This is a genomic window from Bradyrhizobium sp. YCK136 (assembly GCF_044570075.1).
Lineage (GTDB): Bacteria > Pseudomonadota > Alphaproteobacteria > Rhizobiales > Xanthobacteraceae > Bradyrhizobium > Bradyrhizobium diazoefficiens.
In genome coordinates, this window is record NZ_CP172424.1 from 8,155,799 (window position 1) to 8,173,828 (window position 18,030).

General features: G+C 58.8%; 15 protein-coding genes and 2 pseudogenes. 12 read left to right on the forward strand and 5 right to left on the reverse strand.

Annotation, left to right across the window (positions count from 1 at the left end; all coding sequences use genetic code 11):
- The first annotated feature begins 199 nt into the window (after positions 1-199).
- Positions 200-1,264 carry an IS630-like element ISRj1 family transposase gene (locus tag ACFLEY_RS39420; protein WP_026192128.1) on the forward strand — a complete coding sequence of 355 codons (1,065 nt, stop codon included), beginning with the start codon at positions 200-202 and terminating at the stop codon, positions 1,262-1,264.
- 911 nt (positions 1,265-2,175) lie between these two features.
- Here the strand turns inward: ACFLEY_RS39420 and ACFLEY_RS39425 are convergent.
- The gene (locus ACFLEY_RS39425; protein ID WP_039183842.1) at positions 2,176-3,519 is read right to left on the reverse strand and encodes an IS1380-like element ISBdi2 family transposase; all 1,344 of its coding nucleotides are present in this window, start codon (positions 3,517-3,519) and stop codon (positions 2,176-2,178) included.
- 422 nt (positions 3,520-3,941) lie between these two features.
- Between ACFLEY_RS39425 and trpD the strand changes: the two genes are divergently transcribed.
- From trpD to ACFLEY_RS39465, 8 genes and pseudogenes are all read left to right on the forward strand, one after another.
- Positions 3,942-4,955 (forward strand): anthranilate phosphoribosyltransferase, encoded by a 1,014-nt coding sequence (trpD, locus tag ACFLEY_RS39430; protein WP_060909067.1) that lies wholly within the window; start codon positions 3,942-3,944, stop codon positions 4,953-4,955.
- Positions 4,956-5,194: 239 nt separating this feature from the next.
- Positions 5,195-5,380, forward strand: a complete 186-nt coding sequence (locus ACFLEY_RS39435) for a hypothetical protein (RefSeq protein ID WP_249163537.1) — start codon at positions 5,195-5,197, stop codon at positions 5,378-5,380.
- A 612-nt stretch (positions 5,381-5,992) separates the two neighbouring features.
- Complete coding sequence (locus ACFLEY_RS39440) at positions 5,993-6,256, forward strand: hypothetical protein (protein ID WP_171901141.1); 264 nt, start codon at positions 5,993-5,995, stop codon at positions 6,254-6,256.
- The gene (locus ACFLEY_RS39445) at positions 6,253-7,032 is read left to right on the forward strand and encodes a hypothetical protein (RefSeq protein ID WP_249163536.1); all 780 of its coding nucleotides are present in this window, start codon (positions 6,253-6,255) and stop codon (positions 7,030-7,032) included. Before ACFLEY_RS39440 ends, ACFLEY_RS39445 begins: the two co-directional genes overlap by 4 nt.
- Positions 7,033-7,349: 317 nt before the next feature.
- Positions 7,350-7,628: pseudogene (locus ACFLEY_RS39450) on the forward strand (hypothetical protein); the annotation flags it as partial.
- Positions 7,629-8,384: 756 nt separating this feature from the next.
- Positions 8,385-9,224 (forward strand): annotated as a pseudogene (locus ACFLEY_RS39455) (IS630-like element ISRj1 family transposase); the annotation flags it as partial.
- Between the two features lie 138 nt (positions 9,225-9,362).
- On the forward strand, positions 9,363-9,470 hold the full coding sequence (locus ACFLEY_RS39460; protein WP_304566497.1) for a hypothetical protein: 108 nt from the start codon (positions 9,363-9,365) through the stop codon (positions 9,468-9,470).
- Positions 9,471-9,937: 467 nt separating this feature from the next.
- A complete protein-coding gene (locus ACFLEY_RS39465; RefSeq protein ID WP_060909069.1) occupies positions 9,938-10,405 on the forward strand; it encodes a hypothetical protein in 468 nt (155 codons plus the stop codon).
- Between the two features lie 543 nt (positions 10,406-10,948).
- Here ACFLEY_RS39465 and ACFLEY_RS39470 read toward each other — a convergent pair.
- Both ACFLEY_RS39470 and ACFLEY_RS39475 read right to left on the reverse strand, forming a co-directional pair.
- Positions 10,949-11,626 (reverse strand): 2OG-Fe(II) oxygenase, encoded by a 678-nt coding sequence (locus ACFLEY_RS39470; protein WP_060909070.1) that lies wholly within the window; start codon positions 11,624-11,626, stop codon positions 10,949-10,951.
- The gene (locus ACFLEY_RS39475) at positions 11,611-12,762 is read right to left on the reverse strand and encodes a GFA family protein (protein WP_014497805.1); all 1,152 of its coding nucleotides are present in this window, start codon (positions 12,760-12,762) and stop codon (positions 11,611-11,613) included. The genes ACFLEY_RS39470 and ACFLEY_RS39475 overlap by 16 nt, the downstream gene beginning before the upstream one ends.
- Positions 12,763-13,464: 702 nt before the next feature.
- Here ACFLEY_RS39475 and ACFLEY_RS39480 point away from each other — a divergent pair.
- Entirely contained in the window at positions 13,465-13,863 is a 399-nt protein-coding gene (locus tag ACFLEY_RS39480) for a transposase (RefSeq protein ID WP_082757285.1), read from the forward strand.
- On the forward strand, positions 13,860-14,144 hold the full coding sequence (gene tnpB, locus ACFLEY_RS39485) for an IS66 family insertion sequence element accessory protein TnpB (RefSeq protein ID WP_060909737.1): 285 nt from the start codon (positions 13,860-13,862) through the stop codon (positions 14,142-14,144). Before ACFLEY_RS39480 ends, tnpB begins: the two co-directional genes overlap by 4 nt.
- Here the strand turns inward: tnpB and ACFLEY_RS39490 are convergent.
- Complete coding sequence (locus ACFLEY_RS39490) at positions 14,060-16,198, reverse strand: recombinase family protein (protein ID WP_396604396.1); 2,139 nt, start codon at positions 16,196-16,198, stop codon at positions 14,060-14,062. The two genes, tnpB and ACFLEY_RS39490, sit on opposite strands and share 85 nt — an antisense overlap.
- A 588-nt stretch (positions 16,199-16,786) precedes the next feature.
- Here ACFLEY_RS39490 and ACFLEY_RS39495 point away from each other — a divergent pair.
- Positions 16,787-17,266 carry a hypothetical protein gene (locus ACFLEY_RS39495; protein ID WP_396604996.1) on the forward strand — a complete coding sequence of 160 codons (480 nt, stop codon included), beginning with the start codon at positions 16,787-16,789 and terminating at the stop codon, positions 17,264-17,266.
- Here the strand turns inward: ACFLEY_RS39495 and istB are convergent.
- Positions 17,263-18,030, reverse strand: a complete 768-nt coding sequence (istB, locus tag ACFLEY_RS39500) for an IS21-like element IS1631 family helper ATPase IstB (RefSeq protein WP_038952109.1) — start codon at positions 18,028-18,030, stop codon at positions 17,263-17,265. The genes ACFLEY_RS39495 and istB overlap by 4 nt on opposite strands.

The window sequence follows — 18,030 nt, forward strand, 5'->3', positions numbered from 1 at the left end:
GACCCGTCCGTCAGGGAATCACGAATCGCTCGAAAGCAAAATCCCAAAACGCAAGAAACCGCGGCCCAACACCCGGCTTTCCTGCAAAATCGAATACTTTATCGAGACAACTTCTGCCTATCTCTCAGGCCGATCTGCATTCTTCACGGACGACTAGTACCCACTTTTCTTGGAACGTGAGTCGTGATTCAAGGTCGGGATGATACCCGAAGCAAGAGAAGTCCACCTTTCGAGGAAAGATCGCAAGGTGCTTGAGGCGTGCTGTCGCTCACCGGTGACGTTGCAGCGCGATTTGAAGCGGGCGCGGATAGTTCTGTTGGCGGCGGATGGGCGCAGCACCCGGTCGATCGCCAAGGAAGTTGGGGTCCAGCCGCGGATTGTCAGCCTTTGGCGGCATCGCTATGCCGACCATGGCCTTGAAGGGCTGCAAGACAAGCCGCGGCCTGGCAAGCAGCCGATCTATACGAAGACGACCGACAAGCGGATTCTGAAGCTGCTGGATAAGCCGCCACCGCAAGGGTTTGCGCGCTGGACCGGCCCCCTGCTGGCCGAGGCGCTGGGCGATGTCGATGTCCAATATGTCTGGCGGTTCCTGCGCAGCCACAAGATTGACCTGGTGGCTCGCAAGTCCTGGTGCGAGAGCAACGACCCGAACTTTACGGCCAAAGCCGCCGATGTTGTCGGCCTCTATGTCGCGCCGCCGGCGAAGGCCATTGTGCTGTGCGTGGACGAGAAGCCCTCGATCCAGGCTTTGGAGCGAGCGCAGGGTTATCTGAAGTTGCCCAATGGCCGCGCCTTGACCGGCCAAAGCCACGATTACAAGCGGCATGGCACCACAACATTGTTTGCGGCGCTCGAAGTCGCCACCGGAAAGATCATCGCGACCCATTCAAAACGCCGGCGCCGCGTCGAGTTTCTCGATTTCATGAACAGCGTCACCGCGGCTTTTCCGAACCGCAAGCTTCACGTCATCCTCGACAACCTCAACACCCATAAAAAGAACGAGGACTGGCTCAAGGCCCACCCCAACGTGCAATTTCATTTCACGCCGACAAGTGCGTCATGGCTCAATCAGGTCGAAGTATGGTTTTCCATCTTGCAGGGGCAGTCGCTCAGCGGCACCTCCTTCACGAGCCTCAAGCAGCTTCAGGAACACATCGATGCCTACGTCAACGCATACAACGACAGAGCCGAGCCCTTCGTCTGGACCAAGAAAAAGGTCCGTCAACGCCGTTTCAAAGGCCGCCGTATCACTCAGCTCTGATTCCGGGTACTAGATTGTACGAGTTGGGACAAGTGGGGATCACCACTGAGAGCCAGGGGATTCCTGACATCACGTCATTTGCGAATGCTTCAAATATGTACGCTAGCCCAGGACGACGAAATAGAGAGCCTAACACCATCCGGTGCAGGCCTACCCCCGATTCATCGAATGCCATTCCCGGCGGATGACGGGCTCCGTACAATGAGAACCGCAAAGTAGAATAACGAGCTTGCCGACAGCCAGCTAAGCAGATCCGCAGCTTTCCGGTTGGCAGATGATGCGCTCCGCACACAGCAAGAACAAAACGTCACCCCACCCGAATTGAAGGAATGTTATGATTCAGAAACAACGAACTAAGTTGGCTTCGGACCTCGGACTCCGCTACGGCGCCATCGCTCTTGGCCGGTCATGCTCGCGCCAGCCAACGCGCTTGATCAAGCGCCGACCGCAGAGGAGAAAGAGGCCTGTATGGAAGACGTGTTACGCCTTTGTAGTAGTCACATACCAGATCGCTTTGCTATCACTGTCTGCCTCAGATCCAAGCAAGATCGCCTCAGTCAGCAATGCCGATACGTGATCTCCGGGCGGGACATCGGCAATCAGAGCAGCAGATCGAAGTGAAGGTGCTACGACTTGTCCGCCCGGCTCCTTACCAGAAGTCGTCCCAGCTCACGTGCAGCACATCGCACGAAGGTTAACCGGCGGCCCCCGCCACGGCGGCGCCGGAAAGCCAAAAGCCTTGTGACCCTCCTAACCCGATCTATTCACGAGAGCACGGTCGTTCTTGACGTCTGACGGGGGCTGGCGGCTGGCGTGGGTGACCGTCCGGCCTTTTCTCACCGGGTTCTACATCAAGCTGTTTTGTAGGCGATGGAGGAGTGGGGCGGGTGAGCGGGCGCAGGCCCGGTCGGTTACGGACCGAGCGGGAGCAGCGCGCCGGGCAAGCCGCGGATCAGGTCGGCTTCGGGACATGCCGCGGCAAACGCAAGGCGAATGCGGCTCGTGGTCTCGACCACACGGGCAGCGAGTTTCAAGAGACGAAGACGCAGCGTCGCGAACTCGGCAGTGGCCAATTCCCGGGCTTTGGGAATGGCGTCGCGCACGGTCAGCATCAGCCAATAAGCGGCCGTATGGAGCACGAGACGGACCTGGTTGGCGAGCGCCGAACGGCAGCTGGTGCGGTCGGAGGCGAGCTGTGTCTTATGCAGCTTGATCAGATTCTCTGCTTGGCCGCGCGCGCAATACAGGCTGTCGTAGATCCACTCGGCCGAGCCGACATCGAGGCTGGTGACGACGAAACGGATGTCGAGGCCGAGCATCGTCGCCTCAATACGGGCGACGGTGCGCCGTTCGCGATCCCAGGACTTTGCCTTGTGGCGGGTCTCGGTATAGCCACGCAGAACCGGCAGGTTCTCGATGGCGCGTCGGGTGCGGATGTCGTCGGCGACCTCGTCGACTTTTCTGGCGAGAGGCTTGGTGCCGGACAGACCGAAGATGTAGTCGATGCCGTTGGTCTCGCACCACGCCATGGCCTCCGGCCGGGCATAGTGCCCGTCGCCACGGAACGTAATTCGCGTGTTGTGCCATCGCGTGCGGATATGCCGTACCAGGCGGCGCAGATGGGCACGCACCTCGACGCCGCCCGGCGTCTTGCCGGGCCGCAGCACGACGGCCACGGGCCGGCTCTTCTCCGTGTCGTAGACGTGGATCGGCAGAAAGCAGCGTTCGTCATAATGAGCGTTGAACAGCGAGAGCTGCTGATGGCCGTGGACGACGTCGCAGGTATCATCGATGTCGAGCGTGACGGATGCCGGCTCGTGGGGGTAGCTATCCATCCATGCGTCGACCAAAATGTAGGTCAGTCGGATCACGTCGCGCAGGCGCGGAGCATTCTCCAGCCGCGACAGCGTCGGCTGGGAACACAGATCCCGGCCCGTGTCCGGTAGGCGACCGCAGGCCAGCTTGAATGCCGGATCGGACCGCAGATGATCGAGGTCGTCGGCGTCCTCGTAGCCGCAGCAGATCGCGAACATGCGCGCGCGGAACATATCGACCAGGCTGTGCACGACCCGCGTCGGATCGCGCCGATCCGGGAACACCCGGGCCAGATTGTCGGCCAAGCCGAGACGCCGCTCGGCCATCGCCAGAAGCATCACGCCCCCGTTCGAGGTTAGGCGCCCACCATCGAAGGCAGCTGTGACTTTCTTGGCGTGAATGGCTGGAAACGAGAAGGGCGGAATCGTATCGTCGGTCATGGCGGGCGTGGCGTTCGCGGTTGGAGGTGATGGGGTTGGCTTCACAACCGAATCCTACGCCGTATCAGCGCTTTACACCACGCTCGCCAGCCTCTCGGGCGCCTCTTACGAATAAGACAGGCTAATATCGCCGGCAAGCAGGCTCGAGACGACGCTATTGTTCTGGTATCAAGCGACTGCAGTCCTCTGACCAGCCGCCGGCGTCCTATCGAGGGCACCATCGAATGGAGAGGGCTTGACCCTCACGTAGCGTCAGGTTGTAGCGTCGCCACAGATGCTCACGTTTCATCTGTCGGCCGCCTGTTGGACAAGTGCGGCATAGCGAGTGCGAATAGACAGGCAGCTGCAACAAGGCACTCGGCTGCAAAGACGTCTGGCTGAACGGTCGGAGCTCAGATTGGACAAGGGACGTGCACAGTTCGATGGAACCGCTCAAGTCGATCATCGCGAAAGTTGCCACGGGTGCCATACTGACGCGCGAGGAGGCTGCGTCAGCGTTCGACAGCATGATGTCGGGTGACGCAACTCCCTCGCAGATCGGTGGCTTGTTGATTGGGATGAGAGTCCGCGGCGAAACAGTCGAAGAAGTCACCGGCGCCGCGTCCGCAATGCGGAATTTAATGCCCAAGGTGGAAATGCAATGCGACCCCATCGATATCACTGGTGCGAGCGACGGGGCGATGCGTCCGCTCAACGTATCGACGTGCGCTTCCTTCATCGTCGCCGGGGCCGGCGTTCCTGTCGCCAAGTATGTTAACCGCGCTGCGACTTTGCGTTCAAGCACCGCAGACGTGTTGGCGAGTCTAGGCGTAAAGGTCGATCTCAAGCCTGATGCGATCGCACGTTGTGTGCACGAAGCCGGCATTGGCTTCATGTTTGCGTCAGCCGGCTATCCTGCGATGCAGCGCATCAGCCAGATCCGAAGCGTGCTTGGAACCCACACAATGTTCAATCTGATCGAGGCTTTGTCTAATCCGGCCGGCGTCAAGCGGCAGATCCTTGGAGTTTTCGCTCGCAAATGGGTGCAGCCATTGGCGTACGTCTTGAAGAACCTGGGTGCCGATTCGGTATGGGTTGTTCATGGCTCGGACGGGCTCGCTGAAATATCCCTCGCCGGGACAAGCTTTGTTGCTGCGGTCGAGGCCGGTACAGTCCGCACGTTCGAAGTGACGCCGGAAGAAGCCGGGCTCCCCCGCTACCGCGCCGATGCGCTGGAGAGCTGTGATTGCGAGTCTCATGCCATTGCGTTAGAGAAAGTGCTCGACGGCCTCCCAGGCCCTTTTCGTGATGCCGCACTTTTGAACGCGGCGGCGGCACTGGTGGTGGCCGGTCGAGCCTCGAACCTACAGCAAGGCGTGGCACTTGGCCAAGAATCACTTGATCACGGCGCTGCAGCCGCCCGGCTGACTCGCTTGATTGCGGTTTCAAACGCCTAAAGCTGAGCTGGCTGAGGCTCGACTAATGCGATCAAGAGTGCAGCTTACGTGCGCAAGAATATTGCAGCTGCAAATGCGCGCCACTTCTGCGGAATTTGAGTGAGCGCCGCTGACGAAACAACTCGCGCTGAGCAGGTGTCCGACAGCCACCCCTTTGCCGACTAGAGGCTGTTCTCGGCCCGGTTTCTGAGGTGAGGACCCGCGGCGCAACGTGCGTTACGCGCCAAAGGAGACAATGGATGATGCCCTGGCAGAGGATGGAAACACTGGGAACGATCGCAACAATAGAACACATCATCCGGAAGTTTCGGGAATTGATCGATACAGATAGCTCCATCCCGCCAGAGCTGCGGCGTGCGCTGCACGATACCCTGGATGAGCATCTTTTCGAGACAAAACGACGTGTTCTGCTGAGAGCGCATTAGGTGCGCCGTTGCCGCCTACATGCCGAGAGACTGGCAGGCCAGCGTGGCGCTTTACGCAAACGCCAAAAACACTTGCCAAGCTTGGCTTCGATATCTCGCCTTCTCAGACTGACCGCCGATGGTGATTCCCGCATACGCCCCCTGAGCAACTCCAAATTTCGCCGGAAGCGAGCGGCGACGTGCGTTGGGTACGCCGCCGACGCGTTCGCTGGATCTCTCCTCAATGGCCCTCATTAACTGGGGCTCGCCCCCCTCACGGCGGCGCTAGATGTTCGCGATAGCCCCTTGGGGGACTGCTTGGGCCAGCATTACCTTGGTCACGTTTTCATAGGCCGCAAAAAAGGGGCTTGAATCTGACGTAACGTTAAATCGTACGCTCTCGGGCGTGGCACCTATCGTGTGAGGGACTACGAATGCCTCAGCTGGTCATATCCGCTGACCGATGGCCGGTCATGCTCCTCATTGTCTATAGTCCCTCGCTCGGGAGGGCTGTGCAGCGAGTTCCGATCGCGGCGCCAGAGCTCGCACGTAGCTCTAAATGGTTCGGCATTTCTGATCCTGACAATATGGCCGCCGGCGGCCACTTCGCCACGGGAGCCGATAAGGTCAGAATTGATCGACGTGGAAGTCTATCGGAAGCGCTTAGGTGGCGCCCGCTTCCTGAAGCTGCTCGTCTCGCGCAGCAACGCACAAAACTCAGTTCGCCGAACCCGCCACCTTCAAGCTCCTTTCCGCACCTGGCAAGGCGTTTCGATCGTGCAAGGTTTGGCAGATGGTGAGCCCGCGCGGGTTTCGACGAGTGGCCCGCGCGGGCGACTCCGCGTGACCAGCGCGGCATCGGAAGAAATTGTTTGGCAGGCTGGAGCAGCAAGTTGAAAGACCGCGATGGCCTTAAGAAGGTCCTGTTAGTTCATCATGTTGAAGGCCAGTGCCGTTGCATCATCGGTTTCAAAGATGGAGATATGAGAGCGGCCTATATGTGCGGCGAGCCTGTATATCAAAAACGCGGCAAGAAGACCTCTTCGTGGTGTGCCGATCACTACCGGAAGATGCACACCGCAGCTGAGCGGAGTGATCGATCGATCGGCAGATTTCCCTCGAGCGATATCCATCGTTCGCACCCCATGACAGCCATTAAAAGCAGGCTTCCGCCAAGACCGTGTGAGCACAGCCTGTACAAGCGCCAGCCGAAGCATATGACCGGGGCCTCGTCAGGATTTGGGGGGCCGTTGCGGGTGGCGCAAACAGAATGCGCGGACCTGACACGCATGAATAGCAAGCTGAATTTTTCCACCCCGGCCGAGGGAAGCGCTACCTATACCTTTGACAAGACCGCGATTCATTTCGAACGGAAGCCGTCCAGCTATGTCATCCTCAATCGATACATTGAGCGGATCGCTCGCGCCTTGGAGAGCCAGTTTGGTGCCCTGAGAGGAGCCCGACTCGAGATCCCCAGCCTCGCCGGCGACAATGGACACTGCGAGGCCGATGGATCTCTTCCGCTTCACCGCGGCAAAACAACTCTCGATTATTTCAAGCGAGAATATCTATCCAGCAAGATAGAGCGAGTGCTTACGGAACATCCAAATGTAGCCGAATGCTGGTCGGTCGAGCCGTTGCTCGATGGGAAGACGCGCCCGCCGCTTATGTGACCAAGCGGCGGCGACTGCCGGATCGAGGCGCAAGCGCTGATCGCCCATGTTTGGTCAGAGCCCGTTTATCGGGCTCTGCGAGATCATTTCATACGCGGCCGAGCCATAAATTGAGATCGGCAGATTCGAGGCGGGCCGTTCTCTCCCGCTGCATCGCAGGTGACATCGAGATGGCGCAAATTCTCCCCTCTCCCAGAGCCTTGCCACGGCATGGCAACGACTTCGTGGTTGCCATGACGATCCCATCCTGATCACGACCAGATGTCCGGAGGTCGAGAATGCCGCGAATCCTGATTATGAATGCCGGTACGCCTCAGATGTCGGGCGCCCACCTAACAAAAGCTCAACTTTCGCTGGCCGCCAACTCGGCATTTCGTTCAGCGTGGTTTGCTCAGGAGGGCGACCTGATAGTCTCTCCGGTAGTGATCCCGGCCGATCTGTTATCCTTCATTGGCGGAACGCTCAATTTCCATTCATCGACTCTTCGCCTGCTTGTACCTGCGAGCCGCCAATCGACAATCCTCGATGATTGTACGTTACTGTCCAAAACTGCTGTCGAGCGGCTCAAAAGACATATTCGCCAGAAATCAGACTGGCAATTGTATCCCTGCTACTCTACTGAAGGCGTCGCACGCTTGGCGGCCATTCTAGGCATACCGAAGACCGGTGACGACTTCGCTTTGCAGCGCGGGCCTGATCTGTTGAATCGCAAGAGCCACTTCCGTCAATTGGCAACAAGCGTTGCACTTCCGCTCCCCCATGGATCAGTCGCGACAGACCCAAATGGACTGTTCAAAGCCGTCACCTCCCTCAAATCCGAGACCGGCAGGGTCATTGTAAAGTTGGATAATGGAGCTGGTGGAGTTGGAAACGTCATCCTGACCAGCAATAAGAGCGATCCGCTACCTGGAGCCAGAGATACTCGGTGGGTTTCGTGGCCGTCGTTTGATCCCGAAGCATTGTGGTCTGAGATGACAACAGCCTCGTGTAAGACGCTGGTCGTGGAATCGTACCACTTGGCCCGATCTTTATTCTATCTCGAGTATACAATCCAGGATGATGCATCAATCGCTTTTGTCAATAGTGGAAGCATACGTCTGCGTAAAAGCGCAGACCGATCCGAAAGAGCTCTGATCTGGACGGGACTTGAGCTTCCAAGCGACTTGGAGGACGAGCAATTGTTAGCTGCCCAGGCCCATGCCTACCGTTTTGTGGCACTCGCGCGAGACCTGGGGTATCGCGGAATGATCAACATCGACGCCATTTTCGCACAAGACGGGCGGTTGCTGTTCAATGAAGCGAACGGCCGCTGGGGTGGCGGCTCGGTGTTACACAACATTGCCGTCCGGCTGCTAGTACCCAAGCCGCGGCCTGGCAAGCAGCCGATCTATACGAAGACGACCGACAAGCGGATTCTGAAGCTGCTGGATAAGCCGCCACCGCAAGGGTTTGCGCGCTGGACCGGCCCCCTGCTGGCCGAGGCGCTGGGCGATGTCGATGTCCAATATGTCTGGCGGTTCCTGCGCAGCCACAAGATTGACCTGGTGGCTCGCAAGTCCTGGTGCGAGAGCAACGACCCGAACTTTACGGCCAAAGCCGCCGATGTTGTCGGCCTCTATGTCGCGCCGCCGGCGAAGGCCATTGTGCTGTGCGTGGACGAGAAGCCCTCGATCCAGGCTTTGGAGCGAGCGCAGGGTTATCTGAAGTTGCCCAATGGCCGCGCCTTGACCGGCCAAAGCCACGATTACAAGCGGCATGGCACCACAACATTGTTTGCGGCGCTCGAAGTCGCCACCGGAAAGATCATCGCGACCCATTCAAAACGCCGGCGCCGCGTCGAGTTTCTCGATTTCATGAACAGCGTCACCGCGGCTTTTCCGAACCGCAAGCTTCACGTCATCCTCGACAACCTCAACACCCATAAAAAGAACGAGGACTGGCTCAAGGCCCACCCCAACGTGCAATTTCATTTCACGCCGACAAGTGCGTCATGGCTCAATCAGGTCGAAGTATGGTTTTCCATCTTGCAGGGGCAGTCGCTCAGCGGCACCTCCTTCACGAGCCTCAAGCAGCTTCAGGAACACATCGATGCCTACGTCAACGCATACAACGACAGAGCCGAGCCCTTCGTCTGGACCAAGAAAAAGGTCCGTCAACGCCGTTTCAAAGGCCGCCGTATCACTCAGCTCTGATTCCGGGTACTAGGCGTCGACTATTTCGGCTGTAACGTTATTTTATCTGTGAGAAATGTGCGATCAGCATCCTTCCGGGCGGCGCATGATCGTCTCGTCAAGGATGGACTTATATTCGACCACACACGTAAGGAGGGCGTGATCCCGCTTGCTGCCGATGAAAAGGCTGGCACTGTGGAGTGCGTTGTGATTGCGCCGAACAGGCCCGCGGCCCACGATCAGCAACACCGACTATTGAAGTCGTAGCAAACATCGTCAGCCGCTCAATTCATCGCTTCGAAGCCTGGGACACCATCGCGCACCGGGAACGCGCGCCTCCCTTCCTTCACGTGGCGACGAAGGTGCCCCAATCACCGAGCAAGCTTTGGTCGGACGATGAATGGTGGCCCTATGAGAGTGCTCTTGTTCGGCCCGGACGAGACCAGCGGTGCGCCGAAGCTTGTACAGCGACGAGCGTCATGGCGTAAGGCTGCCAGCGCAGTTGCCGACCCCAAAAGCTAATCGCATTGCACGTCCTGCTTGGCCGATTTGCGACGCCTACGTTGAAACTCGACAATACGATGGGCGATTGCACTCGCTGGCTTGGGTTTATGCGAGTTTCACTATGAAATAAGCGGCCCCAAAAGACCGCACTTTGCCGGCACGTAAATTGCTGTATAGGAGCAGGAGTTGCCGCAAAGAACGCGGCCGCAGCAGCTATCTTCGGAGCCCCAATGAGGCTGATCCGATTGATCTTGTTCGACTTGGCTTTGATTCTGCTTGCATCTGGAGTTGCAAAGGCCATGAATGTGGCCGCTGGCGCAAGTTCCGCATTTGTCAGGCAGACTGCTCTGCGCGAGGTGGCACCGAGCTCCAAGCATGGTGGTCCCTACTACAGCCAAACGCCGCTCGTTCTCGGGCAGCCGCCGGACAACCCCGGTCGGGACCAGCTGGCTGACAATTCCGCGGGGATGCAACCCAGCTTTGGATGTGTGGTCCGTGAGTCCCGACGCCCGACTAGCTATATCTTCGATAGCACTGAGAGGCTCAATCTCCCGCCCCGTGTGATGCCGTCGATCTGCAATCCCATCGCCTCGCCTCTCAGCCTCCTACCTGCGGGCAGCGGAATGGTCATCATGGCCTTTGCGACCACTCTCCTCGTGATTGTGGTGATTGTGGTGGAAATATTCGGCCCATTGTAGCGGCGTGAGGCCCCAACCGCTCCCCTTTCGGCGCCCGCGATACAGCTCGGCATGAGCGGATCCGTGGAGGAGGAACGATGGCAAATACCATGCTCGAGCCAGTAGGAAGGTGATCGTCGCGTCGAGGTGATCACTGGGATCGTCGCCGACGATGGACGGGCGAGGAAAAGGCCCGGATCGGGGCGCAGAGCTTGGAGTAACAATGACACGACCAAAGCGATCACTTCATCGCCACAGCCAAGCCCTAGATCCACAGGCTTGTGCTGGCCTGCCTGCTGGATCATCTCGCCAAGCGCGTCCACGAACTCACGCCCGGAATTGGCAACCTCAGAACGTCGCTCATGCCCCATGAGCGAGGTCGGCCATCCGCTCAAGACGCCCAACTAGGGGCCGTCACCGGACGCGTACGATCAATGTAAGCCATCGCTTGCGACCAGACTCGTGTCGGACCTCACGAAGGCCCCGCAAGATGGGAAAGCCATCAATTCCCCGGAGAGCTCGCTCAGCCCACGATTTGCAGAGACCCATACCAGGCGCGGCACGCTAGGGCCGAGCGTTAGAACCCTCGATGATCCGGCGGTTCACGCCGCTGCGTTTTGAACAGAAGTATACGAGGGATCGGCGCTCCCCGCTTGATACCGGCTTTACCTCATGCCGGACCTTACAGGTTGTGACAAGCACAGCGCCAAATGGCGGCCGGAATACGTGTTGTTCGTACCCGGTTGGATATACCACGAATTCACCGCCGTCGAAGTCTCTCGCTAGCTGCACAATCACCGAGTACTCGAAATCCGGATCACTCGCCGCATCCAAATGAATGCCGATAAAGGACCCCGGCGGCATACGATGCATCTGGCATCGGCGAACCACGTAATCTGCGGATGCTCCGAAGATCTTTCTTAGCGCGAAGCTGCGATCTCTACTTTCGAGCAGCTCCATGATCTGACCCGAAGCAGTACCACTCACGTTGCTAGGCGCGTGGCCGGGCGGGTCTACCCTCACGCGCTGGACAAAGACGCTGTGCAAGTCGCCCGCATCTCCCTCCCGCACTTCTTCTTCCGGAATCTCAGCCTGCAGCTGATCGATCCTGGCTAAGTCGTCTTGAGTGAATAACATTTGCGGGGCGATTACGACGGACCCCTTTACTAGCAGCTCAATCCGGTACTTTGTCAGGACTTCTTCTGAAAGAAGACAGGATTTATCTTTCATTGCGCGCGCCATTCGAGCTCACTCCTTTGATCTTCGAAGCATGACTCCGGGTCCTGCTGCATTGACAGGAATGCTTGCTCCCAATGCGCGCCATCGAACTCAGATATTCTTAAGTGCTCGATGGTCTTTCTATCCAGACATCGGATATTCACGCTGTACCCGGAGGGATTCGACCTCGGCCTATAGAATGGCTTTACGCCACAAAGCCGGCAAAACGTGTGCCGCGCAATATTCTTGTTGAACTGGTATGTCGTGAGGAACTCTTCGCCGCACTCGATGCGCAGCTTATCGCCAGGTACGAGCAAGTGGACAAATCCAGACATTTGACAAATTGAGCAATTGCATCGAACTGCAGAGAGCTCTCGAGGTGCATTGACGTAGAATTTGATAGCGCCGCAATGACAACGGCCATGATGTTGCATCTCGGAGTGATCATCTCCCGTACGCGCCGCCGTTCCGAGCAGATCGCGACACCACTGGACGCTGAGCCGATAGGCTCGGCCGAATTCATTCAAAAAGCGATCATTAAGGCCAGGCTGCACAAGTTCACCAATCAGCCGGCCTGTCATTTCTCCGTGGTACTTCTCCGCGGGATCTTCTCCGCCGACATGGCCGCGAAAATACTCAAGATCGTCCGGCCGCGCCTTGAAGGTTTTGACCAGAGTGGTCCACAGCGACTGGATCATGTCTGCAGCATGGAGCTCAAAGGCGACCATGTAGGCGCAACGAACCAGGGGGTCTTTCGATGACAATCCGGCATAGAGAGAATGCAGGTACTGCTTCGTCCTGTCGCTATAGTTGGGCCTTATCGCTCTGCCGAGTAGTCGTGCAGCATCCTTTCTCAAGAGGTTGGAGTGAAAGTTTTCTGTCAAAAGAATATCGGGCAACGCCGCCTTGCCGCCCCGGAGAATCCCGCCATGGCCACCGGTCTCATCCCAGCAGATAAAATTCGCGACCACGCTGGTCAGTTCAATGTCCCTCCCAATGTCCCGATTTTGATGCATTGCATCGAATATGAGGTCCCTTTGCGACCCTGCCTGCAGGTACGGGAACGCCTGTGACATCGCTAGGTATTCAGGCAGCAGGCTGGCGACCTGGTCTCCGGACATCTGGGAGGCGAACGGATGCGGGCCGAACAAGGCTCGCACTCGCTCAGTCAAGTACTCGCAGGATAACTTCGGAGGCTGATCCGGTGCAAATCGAGACGCTTGAGATATCATTTGACTCCCTGCAGATGAGAAGCGAAACGGTCCTTGACGAAGCTACCTTCATGTCCGGGCCGACTATTGACCGCGCTGAGTTCATTGGCTTCAAAGGACCTAATGTTGCGTTCACCTTTCACGCAAACTTTCGTCGTTCTCCTGGCCGCGGCAGATTGCGGTCTTCTCTGTCCTGGTCATGCGCATCGAAGGGACTTCGTTCATTGAGGGAGCGGCGAGGATCCGGTTGGCTTCCAGTCCAGCAGCAATCCGATGCCGCAATGGCAGCCACGGCGAGCATGCGCGCGGAGAATCGTCTTGGATACTTCGCCGCGCATGCCATTCTGATGCTAATGCCGCATGCGCGAATGACACGCCTAGTCGCGCGGTGCAGCTTTGGCTGCCTGAGCAAATGAATGAAGCCCTCGCGGTTGCTGCTGCCGCCATTTCATCGAACCGCTGTCAACTTGGTACAGCATTGTAAAATCCAATTCGTGCCTACCGACCTCACAGGGCCTCAGGTCGTTCGTGGCATGCCGCTCGCCTGTTCTTCGTAAGCGGAGCTTTTCTCCCATTTGATTGACTGGTTTCGCTTCGGCTTTCGCTCTGCGATCCTTGGCTTGTCAGAGAGCCGAGAGGAGACTGAAGGCGATGGAACAATCGGGGGAGGAAGCCGAAGCTGATGGCTTTGTGGGGAAGCTTACGCGCCGGACGCGTTCTGGAGGCCGGTTATGGTCTGCGGAGATCAAGGGGCGCGCTGTTTTCGAGAGCATGAAGCCCGACGCCCGGGTATGTGATGTCGCACGGCGTTATGGTGTGAAGGCCCAGCAGTTGACGAGGTGGCGCAGATTGGCGCGTGCTGGCCGGCTCGCATTGGTCACGGACGACGCGGCGGATTTCGTGTCGATCGAGCTGAGCGATCCAGCGGCGTCAGGCAAGAGCGAGGGGCCCGTCGAGATTACGATTGGCAAGGTTTCGGTCCGCCTGGATGCGGACGTGTCGGCGGTGCGGATCGCGGAGATCGTGACTGCGATCGAGCGCGGCGCATGATCATTCCGGCGCAGGGACTGCGGATTGTGCTTGCTGTGCGTCCTGTTGACTTCCGGTGCGGGCACGACGCGCTGGCCGGTCTTGTGCAAAACACGCTTGGGCTCGATCCGCATTCGGGCCTGATCGTGGTTTTTCGTTCGAAGCGCGCCGACCGGCTGAAGATTTTGCTATGGGACGGCACGGGCCTCGTTTTGGTCTACAAGCGCCTTGGCCGCGATGGTCGTTTCGAGTGGCCGCAGATCAGCGACGGCGTCATGCATTGCCCCTCCTTGTTAGGCTGACAGATTCTTAGATCAAGTTGCGCGATGACGTGGTTTCGAAGGTCTCCGATGGCGTGAAGAACGGATGGTGTATTCGGGAAGAGATAGGCGCCGCTGGGCTGGCGATCAATTAGCAAACGCTTGGTTCGGATCTGAACATAGAGCCAGTTTACTGGAATCTCGAGCCTTCGGGCCAGTTCGGGCGGGCTGAGGTATGAGTCGTCATGCTCCCATCGGCTGCGCTGGGCAGTTACCTTGATGGCGGCGGCACGACGGAGCCGCCCAACGGTGATAGGCAGCACCTTATCGGCGCAACGGGGAGAGCGGTGACCTTCCCGAGTAAGGATTGTGGCGATCTTGTCGTCTGGGACGCCGTCGCGAGCGAGCGTCAGAAGGCGTTCCCGCATCTCTGTGCCTCGCGTCAATCTGGTGACGGAGTTGACGCTCATCTTCACTTCGAGCTCCGTCACGGCGCCTCCCCGCCAGACGATCCTAGCCAGGGCCAAGTCGCGCTCACCGCGGTCGAGAACGACCTTTTCGATGAGACATCGCAACAACGCCTTGCGATGCGCATCCGAGATAGTCTCGTCACCCCATATCTGCGGGAGGCGGCCGGTGAGGCTGATGACCTTGTCGTTGAGCTCCTTGCTTATGGCCACTTGTGTGATGGCTTTGGGCGGCGTCTGTCGGGCAAGCGCCTCTTCGGCGGCGCGCACGTCGTTTAGCGCCGCTTCCCATCGACGCTCGAGTTCCGAGGCGACCAACCGATTATCTGGATCAGCTCGGTTGAACTGCCGTTCGGCGAGCGCCGCCGTGTATCGCTTGCGCTCGAGCTCTCGTTCTGCACTGGAGCGTAGCGCATTGTTCGTCTGCTGCTGCACCCGGCGGGAGCGCGACAAGGCATCGAGTTCGGCCGGCGCTAGTGCGGTTAGGAATGCGTCGCCAACGGCTGCATCGATATGGGCGGCGCGGATGTGTTGGCAGGTTGGCTGACCTTCCTGGGTACGCAGGTGATTGCATACATATTCGCCGCCGCCCTTGTAGCGGACGTACATCTTATGGCCACATCGTGCGCACCAGGCAATGCCGTGGAGCAGGAGCTCGCCATTGCGAGGCGCGCCGCGGGTTTTGATGCGCATGTATTCGGCTCGGTTATCTCTGATGACGGATCGGATTTTTTCATAAATTGGCCAGTCGATATAGGCTGGATATCGATCTTTAACGACGATCCGCCACTCCTCCATCGGCCGCGGAGCCTTTTGTGGCAGGGCCCCCTCCCGCTTCGGCGGCCGGAAGCGGGTTCGTCCATAGACAAAGGCGCCCGCGTATGCGGGGTTCTTCAAGATCGCCGCGACGGCAGCCAGCGTCGCGCGCGTCCAGCACAAATCGCCATATCGATCACGACGCGGCAGTTCCAGGTCACGCTCGTTCAACGCTCGCATGACCTTGGCAACGCTGCGCAGCTGCAGGAATAACTGGAAGACGAGACCGAGCCGCCCTTGCACGGCCATGTCGGGATCCTTAACGACCACACCGCTCGGGTCCCGCATCAGCCCGATTGGCAGCATAACCGCAAGTTCGCCGCGTTCGGCTTTGGCCAGCAGGCCGGCGGTCAGCCGGCTGCGGATCGTATGTAGCTCAAGCTCGGAGATCGAACCCTTCAGCCCGAGAAGCAACCGTCCGTTGGGAGTGCCCGGATCATAGACACCATCGCGGTCGGCGATCAGGCAGCCACGTAGACCACAGATATCCAGGAGCGGATACCAGTCGGTACAATTACGCGCCAAGCGGGTCACGTCGATCGACAGGATGAGTCCCACTTCACTCAGGCCAACACGGCCAACGAGTTCCTTGAAGCCGTTACGCTGTGCTATAGACGCGCCGCTCAACCCGAGATCGGCATCAATCACGTCGATGGCCGCCTCACGCCATCCGAGTTCGCGGGCGCGCTGGCGAAGCGCGTATTGAAGGCGCAGGCTCTCCTGATTGCTTACGACCTGATGGGGCGTCGACTGCCGGATGTAGACTACGGCTTTGCGCGCCAAGTGGCTTGGTGTGACCAGCTCGGACTTCATGAGGGATCTCCGCCAAAATTGCGGCGACGTCTTCGACGATCTGGCGTCGGAGCGCGGGCGTCAGCGTCGACCAAAGATCGGCTGGATCCATGCTCATGTGCGTCGGGACAATCCGCTGTCGATAAAAGCTCGAGTAGAGCCTCCATACTCAGCTTAATCTGATTTGCCTCTTGCTCATAATATTCGATTGCGGTTGCTTGAATCAGAAGACTGCTTCCTGCGCGATACTCAACTTCATACGAAGCGGGAATGCCTCGGCCTCGCTGACCGATCTTCCTAATCACTCGATATGAGCGCCCCCACAAAGGATGGTGGGGGTCCCGAACCTCGACCACCTCCGGAAATGATTCGTCAGACTCACTATCAGGGACATTCCTCAATCCCCTCGTTTGAAGGGCTGAACTGGAAGCGAGTGGGCGAACGGATTGTCGCGACGCCAGCTGCGGCGAACTGACTCAGACCCGACAACCTGTTTCGCGCGGGGCTTTGGGATGATAGCTTGCGGATGTGCCGCCGTCCCCCTTTGATCCCGCCCGTCTTGCAGCGCTGCCCGCCGATTTGCGCGCGCTCTTCCGCGCGCAGGAAGCGATGATTGAAGCCGAGCGTCGTCGCGCAGACGATGAATGCTCGGCGCGCCTTCATGTCGAGAGTGAACTGGCTGCGTCCAAAGAGAGCGTCGAACGCCTCGAACTGCTCGTGAAGGAGTACGAGCGCGCACGTTTCGGTAAACGCTCGGAAAAGTTCAATCCCGATCAGATGCAACTGGTTCTCGAGGACATCGAGATTGCCATCGCCGAAGTCCAGGAACGCCAGGACGATCGTGCGCGCCGCGCCGGCACGGCGCCGTCCAGCCGCCGGACCAGGCGCGCTGCCCGTGCCTTTCCCGCGCACCTGCCGCGCATCGAGCAGGTGATCGAACCCGAGAACCTCGAGTGTCCCTGCGGCTGCGGCCGGATGGTCCAGATCGGCGAGGATCGCTCCCGCCGTCTCCCCGCGGGTCACTTCAAATTCCTCCGGGTGTGGTCAGTCAAATTCCTCCACCCGCGAGGCAGGACAAGGGACTGTTAGTTTGAGTTTGTTTCCCGGGCAAGAGCTTCAGCGGCTTCTTTGAGCCGATAGCTGCGTCCGTCGAACTCAAGCAGATGGCAATGATGCATAAGGCGATCGAGGATCGTCGTGCTCATAGTGTTGTCCCCAAGGTATGCCCCCCAATCCTGCACGACGCGATTGGAGGTGACGATGACGCTGCGGCGCAGTTTGTAACGCTGATGGATCAGGGTCTGCAGCAAAGTGCCGGCGTCGTCGGGGATGGCGCGTGCGAGGAATAGATCGTCCAGCACGAGGAGATCGCAGTCGATGATGGTTCGCAGCCGGACCTCGCGTTGTGCCGGAGAGTTCAGGGCGTAGCGGTGGAAGAAGTCGTCGGTCTCAAGATACTGGACCTTGTGGCTTTGCAGGATCGCCTGATAGGCAATCGCCTTGGCGATGTGCGACTTCCCGGTGCCAGGTTTGCCAACAAGCAGAGCGTTCTCGCCAGCGGCAATGAACGCCAGGGTGTGGAGCTGGAAGCAGGTCTGACGTGGCAGTTTGGGATTGAAGGACCAGTCGAACTCGGCGAGCGTCAGCTTTTCGTCGAGCCCGGATTGCTGGTATCGCCGCTCGATAAGACGGGACTGACGACGGTCCAGTTCATCCTGCAGGATAAGGGAGAAGGTCTCGAGGAAGGGCTGGTTGGCGCCCTGCGCCTGGAGCACGCGCGTCTGCAGCGTGTCGCGGACACCCGACAGGCGCAGCTGTCGTAGGCAACGCTCAATTTCCGGCATGGTCATCAT

What these genes read in the sequence shown, in the direction of transcription:
- ACFLEY_RS39420 (WP_026192128.1), top strand. Translation starts at nt 200, where the DNA reads ATGATACCCGAAGCAAGAGAAGTCCACCTTTCGAGGAAAGATCGCAAG.
- ACFLEY_RS39425 (WP_039183842.1), bottom strand. Translation starts at nt 3,519, where the DNA reads ATGACCGACGATACGATTCCGCCCTTCTCGTTTCCAGCCATTCACGCC.
- trpD (WP_060909067.1), top strand. Translation starts at nt 3,942, where the DNA reads ATGGAACCGCTCAAGTCGATCATCGCGAAAGTTGCCACGGGTGCCATA.
- ACFLEY_RS39435 (WP_249163537.1), top strand. Translation starts at nt 5,195, where the DNA reads ATGATGCCCTGGCAGAGGATGGAAACACTGGGAACGATCGCAACAATA.
- ACFLEY_RS39465 (WP_060909069.1), top strand. Translation starts at nt 9,938, where the DNA reads ATGAGGCTGATCCGATTGATCTTGTTCGACTTGGCTTTGATTCTGCTT.
- ACFLEY_RS39470 (WP_060909070.1), bottom strand. Translation starts at nt 11,626, where the DNA reads ATGGCGCGCGCAATGAAAGATAAATCCTGTCTTCTTTCAGAAGAAGTC.
- ACFLEY_RS39480 (WP_082757285.1), top strand. Translation starts at nt 13,465, where the DNA reads ATGGAACAATCGGGGGAGGAAGCCGAAGCTGATGGCTTTGTGGGGAAG.
- tnpB (WP_060909737.1), top strand. Translation starts at nt 13,860, where the DNA reads ATGATCATTCCGGCGCAGGGACTGCGGATTGTGCTTGCTGTGCGTCCT.
- ACFLEY_RS39490 (WP_396604396.1), bottom strand. Translation starts at nt 16,198, where the DNA reads ATGAAGTCCGAGCTGGTCACACCAAGCCACTTGGCGCGCAAAGCCGTA.
- ACFLEY_RS39495 (WP_396604996.1), top strand. Translation starts at nt 16,787, where the DNA reads ATGATTGAAGCCGAGCGTCGTCGCGCAGACGATGAATGCTCGGCGCGC.
- istB (WP_038952109.1), bottom strand. Translation starts at nt 18,030, where the DNA reads ATGATGACCATGCCGGAAATTGAGCGTTGCCTACGACAGCTGCGCCTG.